This window comes from Streptomyces sp. CA-146814 (assembly GCF_050942385.1).
Lineage (GTDB): Bacteria > Actinomycetota > Actinomycetes > Streptomycetales > Streptomycetaceae > Streptomyces.
The window spans coordinates 2002445-2016357 of sequence record NZ_CP192068.1 but is presented as its reverse complement, the minus strand read 5'-3'; the positions used below and the strand labels follow the sequence as shown (position 1 = coordinate 2016357).

9 protein-coding genes and 1 pseudogene are annotated in these 13913 nt (G+C 67.3%); 6 read left to right on the top strand and 4 right to left on the bottom strand.

Going from position 1 to position 13913, the window contains the following annotated elements:
* Positions 1 to 375: 375 nt before the first annotated feature.
* The 6 genes and pseudogenes from betT to ACQP09_RS08925 all read left to right on the top strand — a co-directional run.
* A complete protein-coding gene (betT, locus tag ACQP09_RS08950; protein WP_433397394.1) occupies positions 376 to 2499 on the top strand; it encodes a choline BCCT transporter BetT in 2124 nt (707 codons plus the stop codon).
* Positions 2500 to 2804: 305 nt separating this feature from the next.
* Entirely contained in the window at positions 2805 to 3389 is a 585-nt protein-coding gene (locus ACQP09_RS08945; protein WP_433397392.1) for a redoxin domain-containing protein, read from the top strand.
* Positions 3390 to 3395: 6 nt separating this feature from the next.
* A complete protein-coding gene (locus ACQP09_RS08940) occupies positions 3396 to 4274 on the top strand; it encodes a cytochrome c biogenesis CcdA family protein (protein ID WP_433397390.1) in 879 nt (292 codons plus the stop codon).
* Positions 4275 to 4583: 309 nt separating this feature from the next.
* The gene (locus ACQP09_RS08935) at positions 4584 to 6116 is read left to right on the top strand and encodes a sodium-dependent transporter (RefSeq protein ID WP_433397388.1); all 1533 of its coding nucleotides are present in this window, start codon (positions 4584 to 4586) and stop codon (positions 6114 to 6116) included.
* Complete coding sequence (locus ACQP09_RS08930; protein WP_359974881.1) at positions 6116 to 6253, top strand: methionine/alanine import family NSS transporter small subunit; 138 nt, start codon at positions 6116 to 6118, stop codon at positions 6251 to 6253. The genes ACQP09_RS08935 and ACQP09_RS08930 overlap by 1 nt, the downstream gene beginning before the upstream one ends.
* A 574-nt stretch (positions 6254 to 6827) precedes the next feature.
* Positions 6828 to 7414 (top strand): annotated as a pseudogene (locus tag ACQP09_RS08925) (transposase); the annotation flags it as partial.
* Here ACQP09_RS08925 and ACQP09_RS08920 read toward each other — a convergent pair.
* The 4 genes from ACQP09_RS08920 to ACQP09_RS08905 all read right to left on the bottom strand — a co-directional run bounded on the left by ACQP09_RS08920 (position 7409) and on the right by ACQP09_RS08905 (position 13891).
* The gene (locus ACQP09_RS08920; protein WP_433397386.1) at positions 7409 to 9664 is read right to left on the bottom strand and encodes a hypothetical protein; all 2256 of its coding nucleotides are present in this window, start codon (positions 9662 to 9664) and stop codon (positions 7409 to 7411) included. The pseudogene ACQP09_RS08925 and the gene ACQP09_RS08920 sit on opposite strands and share 6 nt — an antisense overlap.
* Before the next feature lie 545 nt (positions 9665 to 10209).
* Complete coding sequence (locus tag ACQP09_RS08915) at positions 10210 to 11313, bottom strand: glycosyltransferase (RefSeq protein WP_433397384.1); 1104 nt, start codon at positions 11311 to 11313, stop codon at positions 10210 to 10212.
* A 1180-nt stretch (positions 11314 to 12493) separates the two neighbouring features.
* The gene (locus ACQP09_RS08910) at positions 12494 to 13636 is read right to left on the bottom strand and encodes a glycine amidinotransferase (RefSeq protein ID WP_433397382.1); all 1143 of its coding nucleotides are present in this window, start codon (positions 13634 to 13636) and stop codon (positions 12494 to 12496) included.
* Positions 13637 to 13681: 45 nt separating this feature from the next.
* Complete coding sequence (locus tag ACQP09_RS08905) at positions 13682 to 13891, bottom strand: MbtH family protein (RefSeq protein WP_433397381.1); 210 nt, start codon at positions 13889 to 13891, stop codon at positions 13682 to 13684.
* Between the last annotated feature and the right edge of the window lie 22 nt (positions 13892 to 13913).

Below are 13913 nucleotides of genomic sequence, written 5' to 3'. Positions count from 1 at the left end.
TGAGCGGACATCCGCGCCGGGCGCTGGCTGCGCGGTTGGGGAGGCCCTTGACGGTGGACTGTGCGGTGCACGCCGCCCGGCGGGCTCCGTCGCGGCGGGGACCGAGCCGGCGCCGCCGGTTCCGTGCTACCTCCGTGACAGGTTCCTGCCGTGTGACGAGGAACAGACCGTTCGCGCAGAGTCCGTCGAGGAGGTGCCGGGCCCCCGAGCCGTTTGTCTCACCACCGTCCGGATGTACCTGACGGTGCCGCCCTCGGCTACGGCGTGGTCGTGCGGTTTGCCGTCGAAGGGCCGCCGTCCTGGTCAAGGGCTGACCTGGCTTCCGGAGGGCCGGTGGCCGCACAGTTACCCGTCTCAGCAAGGAAGGAGCCGACGATGTCGGCTGTAGGAGGCAAGGTCCCCGAGCCTGGCACGGGTGAGCCGCGGGCAGAGCTCGATGCGGAAAGGGCAGGCTCGCTCAAGCCGTTCGTCTTCTTCGGATCCGCGACGCTCATCCTGGCCATCTCGATCTGGGCGATCGTCACTCCCTCCGGCGCCGAGAAGGTCATCGGCGTAGTGGTCGACAAGATCTCCGGTTGGTTCGGTTGGTACTACTTCCTCGCCGCGACCCTGTATCTGGTGTTCGTCGTCTTCATCGGGGTGTCGAAGTACGGCACGATCAAGCTCGGTCCCAAGCACTACAAGCCTGACTACGGGCTCTTCGCCTGGGCCGCGATGCTGTTCGCGGCGGGCATCGGAATCGACTTGATGTTCTTCTCCGTCGCCGGCCCGGTGAGCCACTACCTGGTGCCACCGGAGGGGGACCCCGAGTCGCTGGAGGCGGCCCGGCAAGCCGTGGTGTGGACGCTGTTCCACTACGGCATCACCGGTTGGGCCATGTACGCGCTGATGGGTATGGCGCTCGGCTACTTCGCCTTCCGTCACAAGTTGCCCCTCGCCATCCGCTCCGCGATCTACCCGATCATCGGCCGTCGGATCCACGGCAGGATCGGTGACGCCGTCGACCTGGCGGCCATCATCGGTACGGTCTTCGGAATCTCCGTATCTCTCGGCATCGGCGTGGTGCAGCTGAACTACGGGCTCAAGGTCCTCTTCGGCGTTCCGGAGGGTCTGCCCGCACAGATCGGGCTCATTGCCGTCGCGGTGGTGATGGCCACCGTTTCGGCGGCTGCCGGGGTCGACAAGGGCATCCGCCGACTGTCGCAGCTCAACGTGCTCCTCGCCGTACTGCTGATGCTCTACATCCTGATCGTCGGCGAGCCGTTCCGGCTGCTCAACGCGTTGGTACAGAACGTCGGCGACTACCTCAGCGGATTTCCGTCGATGACACTGAACACCTTCGCCTACGATCAGCCGACCGAATGGCTGGACGCGTGGACGTTGTTCTTCTGGGCCTGGTGGATCGCCTGGGCGCCGTTCGTAGGCCTGTTCCTCGCCCGGATCTCGCGTGGCCGCACACTGCGCCAGTTCGTCGCCGCGACCCTGATCATTCCGTTCCTCTTCACCGGCCTCTTTCTGGCCGTCTTCGGCAACAGCGCACTGTTCGTGGTGCGCGACGGCAACTCCGCCTTCGGCGAGACCGCGCTCAACTCCCCCGAGCAGGCCTTCTACGGATTGCTGGACCAGTACCCCGGGGCGATGTTCAGTGCGGGACTCGCGACCTTCGTCGGACTGCTCCTCTACGTGACCTCCGCCGACTCCGGAGCCCTCGTCATGGGCAATTTGAGCTCGGACCTCCCGACACCGGTGACCGACGCCCGGACCTGGCTCCGCGTCTTCTGGGCGGTGACGACAGGCCTGCTCACCCTCGCCATGCTCCTGGTGGGCGGGGTGCAGGCTCTTACCGATGCCACGATCATCATGGGGTTGCCCTTCTCGTTCGTCATGTTCCTGATCATGGCGGGGCTCTACCTCGCGCTGCGCTCCGAACGGATGCGCGAGGAGGCGCTTACCACCACCCTGCCGGGGTCCCTCTCCGGGCGGACAACGCAACAGGGGCCTTCGGGGGCCCGGAACTGGCGGCATCGGCTGTCGCGTGCGATGTCGTTTCCGGGCAGGCGGGCCGCCGCCAGGTTCGTGGAGGACGTCTGCCGACCGGCGTTCCAGGAAGTCGCCAAGGAACTGCGTGAGCAGGGGGTGGAGGCGGAAATCCTCTCCGGCACCGACGAGGAGAACGGCCTCCCGCATGTCGGCCTTGCCGTGCCGATCGGTCCGAAGGATCAGTTCGTCTACCGGGTCTGGCCCGTCGAACGGCCGACCCCCGGCTTCGCCACCCGGTCGGTCAGCACCCACGACAACTATGTGCGCTTCGAGGTCCAGCTGGCCGAGGGCAACCAGGGTTACGACATCATGGGCTACACCAGGGAGCAGCTCATCGGCGACACTCTCGACCAGTACGAAAGGCATCTGGAGTTCCTGCGGCTGCACCACGAGGCGACGGCAGGGTCGGCTTTCCCCGACCACCGACCTGACGCCCCGGACGCGGACCAGCCGGAGTAGCGGGCGGGCTCGGCAATAGGTCAGGACCGATGTCTCCACCGGTCACACAGGTGCGTTGAGGGATCTTCGGCGTGGATCGACTGGGCTCGTCGGTACAGGCAGTCGCCTCCGAGGCGAGACCGAAGCCCCTGGCGAGTATGCCGCCACGGCCTGCTTCCGTCGTGCGCAGTCTCAGGAGTGCCCTCGCATCCGACCGGCTCGGTCTCTGCCGCCGACTCACGTCATCGAACCGTAAGCCTTGTCATGCCCGGGGGTGGTCGGGTGATTCTAGAGTGACTCCCATCCCGACAACACTGGAGTCCGCCATGCGCGCCCGCACCGTTCTGCCCGTTGTCGTCGCCGCTCTCCTCGCCCTCGCGGGATGTGGAGCGGAGAGTGGCTCCGACGAGGGGGCGGCGGGCGTACTTCCCGCGGGCTCCGCGTCCCCTGCGCGGCCGCCGGCCTCTGCCGACGCGAGCAGCGACGGAGCCGCCGAGGTCGCGGTGGCGCAGGCGCTGCGGTTCACCGCTACCACGGTGGACGGGAAGCCGTTCCAGGCCGACGTGCTGGCGGGCAAGCCGACCGTGCTGTGGTTCTGGGCACCTTGGTGCCCCAAGTGCAAGGCCCAGGCCGCGGAGACCGCGAAGGTCGCCGCCGACTACGCGGGCGAGGCCAACGTCGTCGGCGTGGCGGGTCTGGGCCGGAACGAGGCCATGAAAAACTTTGTCGCCGACACGGGTACCGGCGGTTTTCCGCAGCTTTCCGACGAGAAGGGCGAGCTCTGGAAGCGGTTCGAGGTCACCGAGCAGAGCCGCTACGTCATCCTCGACAAGAACGGGAAGACCGTCTACGAGGGCGTCCTGCCCGGAGGCGACGGGCTGGCCGAGAAGGTCGACGGACTGACCGGCTGACCCGCGATGTCCGACCTCCCGCTGGCCCTCGCGCTCACCGCAGGCGTTCTCGCCGCCGTCAACCCCTGCGGCTTCGCCCTGCTTCCCGCCTACCTCTCCCTTCTCGTCCTCGGAGCCGACAGCCCCACCCGCGGTGTCGCCGTCGGGCGGGCCCTGACCGCGACCGCCTCGATCACCCTCGGGTTCGCCGCCCTGTTCGGCATATTCGGCCTGGCGATCCAGCCCCTGGCCGGACAGGTCCAGGAGTGCCTGCCCTGGTTCACCATCACCTTCGGTGTCCTCATGGCCGCCGCCGGGGCCTGGCTGCTGACCGGCCGACAACTACCCGCCTTGATGCCGAAAGTTCGACGGGCGCCCACGGTGGCCCGGTCCATCCCCTCGATGGCCCTGTTCGGCATGGCTTACGCCACCGCTTCCCTCGGCTGCACCATCGCCCCGTTTCTCGCCATCGTCGTCTCCGCCTTCCACAGCGGCTCCACCACCGAGGGAATGGTCCTGTTCGCCGCCTACGCGGCCGGTATGGGACTCATCGTCGGCGTCGCGTCCCTGACTGTCGCCCTCACCCGCAGCACAGCTGTCAGCCACTTGCGCCGAGCCGGTGCACTCGCACCTCGCATCGGCGGCGGGCTCCTCCTCCTCGTCGGCGTTTACGTCGCCTACTACGGCTGGTACGAGATCCGTGTCCAGCGCGACCCTGCCACCGTCGACCCCGTCATCGAGGCCGTCGGCGCTGTTCAGCGCGTCGTCGCCGACATTCTGGAGGCCGTCGGCCCCGCCGCCCTGGCAGGGCTTCTGGCCTCGCTGCTCCTGTTGGCCTGGGCGATCCGTCGCCGACGAGCACGCATGGAAGCACGGCCGAGGCCTGCACGCGGCCACAACGACTGATGTGCGGGGACGTTCCGGGATGCCCCGCAGTGCACGGCCTGTCAGGGTGCGCCCACGCGTCAGGCGACGATGCTCGGGCCACCGATACGGATGCCAGTCCCGGGGCCACGCTGTCGGTTGGCGGCACCGAACCTCAAGAACGCTTCCCGACATCTGTCCAAGGCGTTCTCGGTCTTCCGGTGCGTAGGTCGGCGAAGGCCGCCTTGGCCTGTCACCTGCCGGGCCCTGTCACGGCGTTTTCGGGATACTTCCGCGCTAACGTGCCATCAGTTTGATCCGCAGCGTCATCAGGAGACCCGAGGATCGCATATGGCAGAGCAGCCACGTGAGCAATGGGCCACCCGAGCCGGCTTCCTGCTGGCGGCCATCGGTTCGGCCGTCGGGCTCGGCAATATCTGGCGGTTCCCCGCCATCGCCTACGAGAACGGTGGCGGCGCCTTCTTGCTGCCGTACCTCATCGCGCTCCTGTCGGCGGGTATCCCGTTGCTGATCATGGAGTACGCCATCGGGCGCAAGTACCGCCTGTCGCCCCCCGCCGCTCTGCGCAGGATGGCCCGGCCGGCAGAGGCGATCGGGTGGTGGCAGGTGGCGATCTCCTTCGTGATCGCCACCTACTACGCCGTCATCATCGCCTGGGCCGTGCGTTACGTGGGCTTCTCCATCGGCCGGCAGTGGGGTGACGATCCGGAGGCGTTCCTGTTCGGCGAATTCCTGCGGGCACCGGAGACACCGAGCTTCCTGGACGGCTATGTACCAGGTGTGTTCTGGCCGCTGATCATCGTGTGGGCGATTGTGCTGTTCGTCCTGGCGTTCGGTATCCGGCGAGGTATCGAACGCGCCAACAAGATCTTCATTCCGTTGCTGTTCGTCCTGTTCGCCGCGCTGGTGTTCCGCGCGCTGACGCTGGACGGTGCGGCCACCGGGCTCGACGCGCTCTTCTCGCCGAACTGGTCGGAACTCGGCAACGGCAGCGTCTGGGTCGCCGCCTACGGGCAGATCTTCTTCTCGCTGTCCATCGGCTTCGGCATCATGGTCACGTACGCGTCGTACCTGGGCCGTCGGGCCGACCTGACGGGCTCCGCGATGGTGGCGGGTTTCGCCAACAGCTCGTTCGAAATCCTCGCGGGCATCGGGGTATTCGCGACCCTGGGCTACCTCGCGACCGCTTCGGGGGTCGGCGTCGAAGACGTCGCCGGAGCGGGCATCGGTCTGGCATTCGTCGCGTTTCCCGCGGTGATCTCGGAAATGCCGCTCGGCGCCCTCTTCGGTGTGCTGTTCTTCAGTTCCCTCGTGATCGCGGGGCTTTCCTCGCTGATTTCCATCGTGCAGGTGGTCGTCTCCGCGGTGCAGGACCGGACCGGCATGCGGCGCATGCCGGCGGTCCTGGGGATCGGCGGTCTCGTGGCGCTGGTGTCGGTCCTGCTGTTCCCGACCGAGTCCGGCATCTATCTGCTCGACGCGTCCGACCACTTCATCAACCAGTACGGAATCGCGCTGGCAGCTCTGGTCGGGCTGGTCGTTATCGTCTGGGTGCTGCGGCAGCTCCCCAGCCTCCAGCAGGATGCTGACGCGACCTCCGCCATCCGGCTCGGCCGCTGGTGGCGCATCTGCCTCGGTGTCATCACGCCGCTGGTGCTGGGCTGGATGATGGTCGACAGCCTGCGGAGCGAGTTCGAAGAGAACTACGAGGGCTATTCGACCGGCTTCCTGCTCTCTGCGGGCTGGAGCGTCGCCATCGGCGCACTGCTGGTCGGGGTCATCCTCACCCTGATGCCGTGGCCGGCCGGTGGCGAGGACATCGACCTGGACACGGAGTCGCCCGCCGACCGGAAGGACCGCTGATGTCCGCCAGCGCGATCGTCATGATGGTTGTCGCCATGCTCATCGTCTGGGGTGGGCTGATCACCGCCATCCTCCGGCTGAGGAGCCACCCGGAGCCCCCGGAACAGATGCCGCCCAGTACTCACCCGGCCGAGTGACCGCGATTCCGTCACGGAACGTGACTCGCCGCGGATGAGCGGCACGGGCGGAGCTGCCCCAGCAACCCGGGGCGACTCCGGGGTGCTGAAAAGAGAGAGCTCGCCGAGCCCCACGGAGGGACAGGGCAATCCGGTGGCGGGAGCACGTGGTGCAGCGAACGCTGCACCACGTCACGGCTGACGGGGATCGAGCGGGATACAGGCGGATTGAAACGGGTGGATACGTCCGTCTTTCCTGCATCGCCGCAGGTGAGAGGCGTCACGCCTATGGGTTCGAGTCCCACCCGCCCCACCCAGTATCCCCAGGCAGAATCGTTCTGACCTGGGGAAACGTGTTTTCCCGGGGGCGTTTTCCGTGCAGCGTTCGCTGCACAGGGGTGCAGCGAACGTGGCGTTGGGGGTGTGCAGACCAGCTCTGCACGGCTGTGACCTGGGCCGTTGTGGTGCCGGGTCCGCGGGAGGGTTATGGATGCTCCCACGGCCGCCTGAGCGGCGAGATGTCCTGGTCAGTCGCAGTTGCCCTGGCTGGCGAAGGGCATCTCCGGCGAGGTGACCGCGCTGCTCACTGCCAGGCGGGGTCTCGCTGCACCTGGCTTCCAACGTCGCCTCCACGGCGGTCAACCGGCGCCTGTTCCTGCCCGGCAGCTGGGACCCCGCCTCACCGAAAGCCGATCCGGCCAAGATCGCCCGCCGTGACACGTGCGCCATTCCCGCCCAGGCGGGGTACGTCGAGAAGTGGCATCTGGCCCTCGACGTGATCGACGAGACACGGTCCTGGGGCATCGAGGTGCCCCAGGACATCGCCGACGCCGACTGCAAGGACACGGCTGCCTTCCGGATCGGCCTGGAAGAACGCTCTCTTGACTACGTGGTGGGCATCTCGACCACGACCACTGCGCAACCGGAGAACGCGCGACCATGCAATCCGGTCCATAGCGGTCGGGGCCGGCCGCCGGTTGCTACCTACCCCGAGCTGGCCCAGCGGGTGAAAAGCCTGGTCATCGCGGTCGGCGAATCTTCCGCGCGGCCGGTGCAGTGGCGGGGAGCGGCGGCAGCGGGCACAAGCGCATGTATTCGCGCTTCGTGGCCCTGCCGGTCCGGCCCGCCGGAGGTGAGATCCGGTCCCTCACCTCGGCTGGGCCGGGTCTCTGTGGCTTATGGCCGTTTGATGGTGACGTTGGCGTGGCTGCTCGCGAAGGTGGGGTCGCCGATGCGGATGTTGACGCGGACGGTGCCGGGGGTGGCGTTGGGTTCGGCTTCCATTGCGGGGTAGAGGGAGGACCATTGGCCGGGGTTGAGGTTGAGGGCTGCGGCGTTGCGGATGGTCAGGGTGCGGTTGTCGTTGGATCGTTCAGCCGCCAGTTCGACTTGATCGTCTTGTTCGCCTCTCCACATCGTCGCCCGGTCTGCGAAGAAGCACAGGCCTTCAGGGGCGGTGAAGACGACGTCGTGGGCTCCGGTCCGGTTCTGCCCGGTGTTGGTGAGCTTGAGACTGACGGGGTAGGACTCGCCTTCGCCGGGCGTGATGTGGGCTTCGTCGAGTTTGGTCTGGACGATGCTGATGCTGGGCTTTGCCGAGTTGGTGGTGACCTCGGCCCTGATCTGCACGGGGGAACGTCGGCCGATGCTGGCCGACCCGTTACTGGAGAGGCCGGGGGCGGCGTCGTCCAGGGCGCAGAGGTCGAGGGTGTAGAGGAGGGGAGCGGCGTCGGTTTCGGTGGTGTTGAGGTGCGGGTTGGCGCGGATGAGCAGAGTGCGGCCGTCGTCCTGGACCTTGTGGTCGAGGTCACCGTGCACGGCGCCCAGGGCGGTGTTCGGGTAGGTGTAGGTGGGGCGGCCGATGAAGACGAAGCCGGTGGGTGCGGTGAACCGGTGGTCGAGAACGCCGGGGTTCACCGGCTGCCCGATGGGCGCGAGCAGGCGCAGGTGGAAGCGGGCCTTCTCGCCCGGGGCGGCTTTGGGCAGGTTGTCCTGGTAGACGATCAGATCGATTTCGCCGCCGACGGGTTCGGGGACGACGACGGTGACGGGCAGGACGGCGGTGTTGTCCTTGATGTTGAGGTCTCCGCCGTACTGGATCTCCAGCGTGGACTCGTACACACCCGGTGCGGCGTCTTCTGCGGCGCGGACGCGGAACACGCCGTCGAGCGAGGCGCTGTTCGGGGCCAGCTCGGTGCCGGTGAAGGTGCGGGCCAGGCGTCCGTTGTCCGCCTGGGTGCTCTTCAGGCCGCCGGCCAGGGTGAGGACCACAGTGACGTCCTGGCCGTCGGCGGTGGCCGGACCACGGTTGTGTACACGGGCACCGATCTCGAACTCCTCACCGCGTGGAGCGGTGACGGGCAGGACGAACTTGCCGTACAGATCGGCGGCCGGCGGGGTCGGCGGGTGCAGGGACGATGCCCCGACCAGCTTGCGTACGCGATGGTTCGCACGGTCGGCGATGTACAGGTCGCCGGACGGAGCCAAGGCCACGGCGACGGGCTCATGGAGACTGATGTGTACCGCCTCTGCGCCGTCGCCGTTGTATCCGCCGTGACCGTTGCCCGCGATGGTGTTGATGATGCCGTCGGGGGTCACCTTGCGGACACGATGGTTGTCGGTGTCGGCGATGTAGAGGTTTCCTGCCGCGTCCACGGCCACGGAGTGCGGGTTGTTCAGCCACGCGTCGAGGGCGTTGCGGTTGTCACCGTTGTACCCCGGGGTGCCGTTGCCGGCGACGGTGGTGATGGTTCCGTCCGGCGCCACCTTGCGGATACGGTTGTTGCCGCTGTCGGCGATGTAGAGGTTGCCGTGCTCGTCCACCGCCATTCCGCGCGGCGAGGCGAGCCTGGCCCTCAGGGCAGGGCCGTCGTCGCCGATTGAATCGCCGGCACTGGTGCCCGCGAATGCGTGGATCTTCCCGTCCTGTGTCACCTTGCGAACATCACGGCTGGCGATGTAGACGATGCCGTCCCCGTCCACCGCCACTGCTTCGACAGTATCGAAACGGGAGTTGATGGCATCACCGCCGTCGTTGTTGTACTCGAAGTACTTGCCCTTTCCGGCGAAGAAGTAGGCTGTCCCGTCGGGCTCCACCTTGTAAACGTATCCCGCCGCAGCGATGTAGAGGTTCCCCGCTTCGTCCTTCGCGGTGTCGTAGGGACATGGGAGGTCGGTGATTGTTGTTCCGCGCAGACCTTGGCCGACGAGGGGAGAGATGGTGCCCTCGGGGGTCACCTTGCGGATACAGGCGTTGCCGTAATCGGTGATGTAGATGTTCCCCTGCTCGTCCACCATTACTGACCGGGGCTGGTTGAGCTTGGCTTCGAGGGCCGAACCTCTGTCCAGCGCGTAGCCTTTTTCGCCGTTGCCGGCGACGGTGACGAGTGTGCCGTCCCGGTAGGACGCGGTTCCGGGGTTCGTTTGCGTCATTTCAGTTCCTCCTGTTGCGGGGGCTGGGGGGCATCCGAACCGTTCCGGTGCCGGGATGCCGTGTGTGGGTGTGTTGTGGCTGCGTGCGGCGCATGGGTCGACGCGCGGAGAGGGTGGCGGGGGTCGGGGGAGTGATCGCGGTAGGCCTCGGAGTGGCAGTCCAGGACGGCCAGGTCAGGTGATCCCTGCCCTAGCGCCTCCTGTGTTTCGTTCTCTCGGCTGTCGGAGGGTCGGCCGGTCTGGTGTGGCGGGGGCCGGGCGGCCGGTACGCATGGCGTTGTCCGGGCGGCTGCGGGGTAGCAGTTTGTATACGGAGGCGCCTGCTATGAGCAGGGTGGTGGCTGCGACGACGGTGGCCAGGGTGTCGAAGCCTGTCCGGCGCCGGCAGGCGAGCGCTGATGCTCCGCCGGCTCCCAGAGCGCTGGCCAGTGGCAGGCCTGCGTACACGGATCTCCCTTCGCTCGCCGCCTGTTCCCCAACGCCGCTGTTTCCGTATGCCGCCACAGGACCGGCAGCAGGTGCTTCTGGATGCTGGCTGGGCTCCGTCAGGTCGCGCACCAGCGCTCCTCGCGGCGTCTGGCCATGTCCCACAGGGAGCGGAGGTAGACCGCGTGCTGGAACATGTCGTAGGCCAGTTCGACGGCGAGCGTGCCCGCCAGCAACTGGGACTTCCAGCCCGCGCCGTGGGCAGTGACGACCTTCTCCGCGACGAAGACCAGACCGACCGCGAGCCAGAACGGCTTGAACTCGGGCCGGCCGCGGGCCAGCATCCAGACGGTGAACACCAGATACAGGCCGAGAGCCAGCACGGACGCCCCCATCGCGGCCTGACGCACGATGTAGGGGGCGGTGACTCTGGTCAGGCCGTAGTCCCGCAGGTTCTCCAGGGCGCCGCGCTGCCAGCGCATCCGCTGGTGCCACAGCTTGGGCACCGTGGTCATCACCTCGGTGACCACCCGGCAGCCTGCGGGCGAGACGGTGCGGTAGCCGATGGTGCGCACCGCTTTGGTGATCTCGTCGTCCTCGGTGAGTGAGGCCAACGAGTAGTAGGAGGTGCCGCCGCCGATGAGTCCGTCCAGGCGTGCCTGTCTGATCTGCCGCAGGGTCGCGACGCGGAACACGGTCGCGGTCCCGGTGAGCACGTCGGCCCGGTAGGCGCGTCGGGCGATCTCTCGGGCGTAGCGCTGGAACTCGATCCGCTGCAGGAGGCCGAGCAGTCCGCCGCCCGGCTCGCCGTAGAAGATCGCGCCGACCGCCCCCACCTCGTCCGCCATGGCATCGAGGGCGCTTTCGATGAAGGTCGGGACAAGGGTGGTGTCGGCGTCCTGGACGAGCACGAGATCGTGGTCGGCCAGACCGTCGAGGGCTTGGTCGAGGGCCTGGTTGAGGGCACCGGCCTTCTTGTGGCGGTTGCCCGAGGACTCCACCACCTCCACCCCGGCCTGCCGGCCGATGTCCGCGGTGGCATCGCTGCAATTGTCGGCCACCACCGTGATCCGGTCCGGCTGCCTGCTCTGCGCACGCAAGGCCGTGATGGCCGCACCGATGCGATCGGCTTCGTTATGGGCAGGGATCAGCACGACGATACGAGGCACTGCCCTGCCGCCGGTTAACGGCCGCGCCCGGGCACGACACAGACTTCTCCGCATAACGACGCTCCTGACCGCGCACATGCGACGCCGGCGCGAGAGAGAACCGCACGCTGGCTGCTCCATCACGCCGCACAGGCATTCAAGGATAAAGCGGGGCAAATCTCTTCAATTTGATCATGGTGGGCCCTTTCGGCGGAAGCGCCACTCGCACAAGATCACCCGACGGGTCAGGCGCGTGCCGGATCACGTTGCGAAACGACTGTTCACTCCGGCGCACGCCTCTGGCCGGTGTGCGCCCCCGTATGCCGGGCGGCCGTCGCCAGCCTCAGCTCGACCGATGGCACTCCGGTAGCCCTGCCCCGCCTCGACGGAGCCGACGGTGCTGGAACTCGCCACGTTCACCGGCACGGCACCAGACCCGGAGGGGGCGGTGCGACCTCTCCCTACAGGCCGGGTCCCAAGGGGGCGGGCACGATGACAACTACCCGGCCCTCCACCGCCACCGCGACTACCTCAAGGCCATCGAACTCCTGGGCACCGAGGTCCTCCCTTCGATCCGTGCCGCACTCACCTCTCACTGAACGCCGCACCCGCCGCCGGGACCGCCCCAATGAGCCCAGCAGGCAGCGCAGCCCCTCGACCTGTGGCCGCATCCACACGAACACCGCTGCGCCCCGCCCTCATGGCGTGGCGTCCAGTCAATTGCTCTTCCTGCCATGGCAAGCACCTGATCGGCTTGGTGCGGGAGCGGGGGGCTCGCGACTCGCCCACGTGGACCTCGCCGATCGTCGGCATGTGTTGCCCACGACGGCAGGGTGGCACTACGCAGCGTCACTGCGGAGGGGGCGGCTCTGGGGTACGTTCCGGTAGATCCACGGCAGCGTGTGTGGGTGTTCGGGATCCTGGCCGGCAGAGTCTTCCCGGAGTTCGAGGGCGCGGAGAGGGTTTCGGGTGCCGGTGCAGCGAACGCTGCACCGGCACCCGATCGAGTCGGATCGAGCGGGATGCAGCCGGATGGAAACGGGTGGCTATGTCCGTTGTTTCGGCATCGTCGCAGGTGAGAGCCGTCACTCTTATGGGTTCGAGTCCCACCCGCCCCACCGAGTGTCCCCAGGCAGAATCGTTCTTGCCTGGGGATACGTGTTCCTGGGCCTGGCGCGTGCATGCCGACGGCCCCGGCCACTGGCCGGGGCCGTCTCTGCTGCTTCGGAGAAGCGGTTAGAAGCGGTTCGAGCGGTCAGAACAGCGGCTCGTACCGGAGGGAGGAGAAGTAGTCCTGCCTGTCGCCGTCACGGTGGATGTCCCACGTGGCGCAGTGGAGGGAGCCGCCGTACTCGAAGACGTTGCGGAACGGAATCGGGAAGACCTCGAAACCGTGCGAGGAGAGAAGGTCCTGGAGGGGCTTCTCCTGCTCCTCGCAGATGACCTTGGTCGGCGAGATGCTCAGCACGTTCATCGAGAGCCACTTCGACGACTGGCAGTACATCGGCATCTCGTCGTTGCTCAGGACCGGCTGGGGCACGTCGACCAGTTGCCAGTCGTTGTCGAGGAACATCTTCTCCTCGCCCTCGCGCAACGGCCGTTCCGGGTTGGTGAGGATCAGGCCGGGGCGCAGCGGTACGAAGGTGCAGTCGATGTGGGACGGGAAGAAGTCCAGCGGGAAGTGCACGGCGTGGACGCGGAAGCCGCGGGGTTCCAGGTGGCGCTTGAGCCAGTGGATGCCGGCCCGGTTGGTGGTCATCGACTCCTGGACCAGGATGTCGCGGCCCAGCCGGCTCATGTCGGCGGCGTCGAAGATCACCTCGTCCTGGGTGACGCAGAACTCGAACGAGTGCATCTTCGCGTGGCGCTCCTCCAGCGGCCACTCCCAGAAGTCCTCGCGGTACATGCCGTCCTTCATCGACGGCTTGGGCGCGGTCGTCCATCCCACCCGCGGGTCGGCGTTCCAGTACTCGTAGACCAGCTTCCGGTAGGGCTGGTACTCGAAGTAACGGGCGCGGCGCGACATGGTCGCCTCGATGATCTCGTTGCCCATGGTGATCATCACGTCGCGCGGGCAGACGGCGCAGTACTGGTTCTCGACCTCGAAGTCGGGGGTGGTGACCGGGGCGGAGAAGTCGTGCGTCTCGGGGCGGCGTACGGTCACGCCCTGGGATTCCAGGAGCCGGGCGAGACCGGTGAGTTCCTCATTGGCCAGATCGATGGCCTCTTTGGACTTCGGGCCCGTCGGGAACGGCTGGTCGGGAGCGTTGCGTATCGCGGGCCGACTGCCTGGTTCAGCCGGTTCGAAGCAGGCGTTGTCGGCGGAGCCGACCACCATTTCCTTGAGGGTGTCCCACTCGTTCCACGAGTTGACGACGGGGGGGAAGTTGTTCGGCATGTGCGGTTACCTGTCTCTGCCGGAGCGTTCGATGTGGGAAGCGGGTCAGGCCGCGTCGGTCGCGGCGAGCGAGGCGGGCCGGAGGTCGGTCCAGTTCTCCTCGATGTGGTCGAGGCAGGTCTGCCGGGTGCTGTCCGACACCACCGCGTTCCAGCCGGCCGGTACCTCGACGAACGCCGGCCACAGGGAGTGCTGACCCTCGTCGTTGACGAGCACGTGGAAGACGCCGTCTTCGTTGTCGAAGGGGTTTGTCATGGTTCCAGTCTTTCTGTTCTCG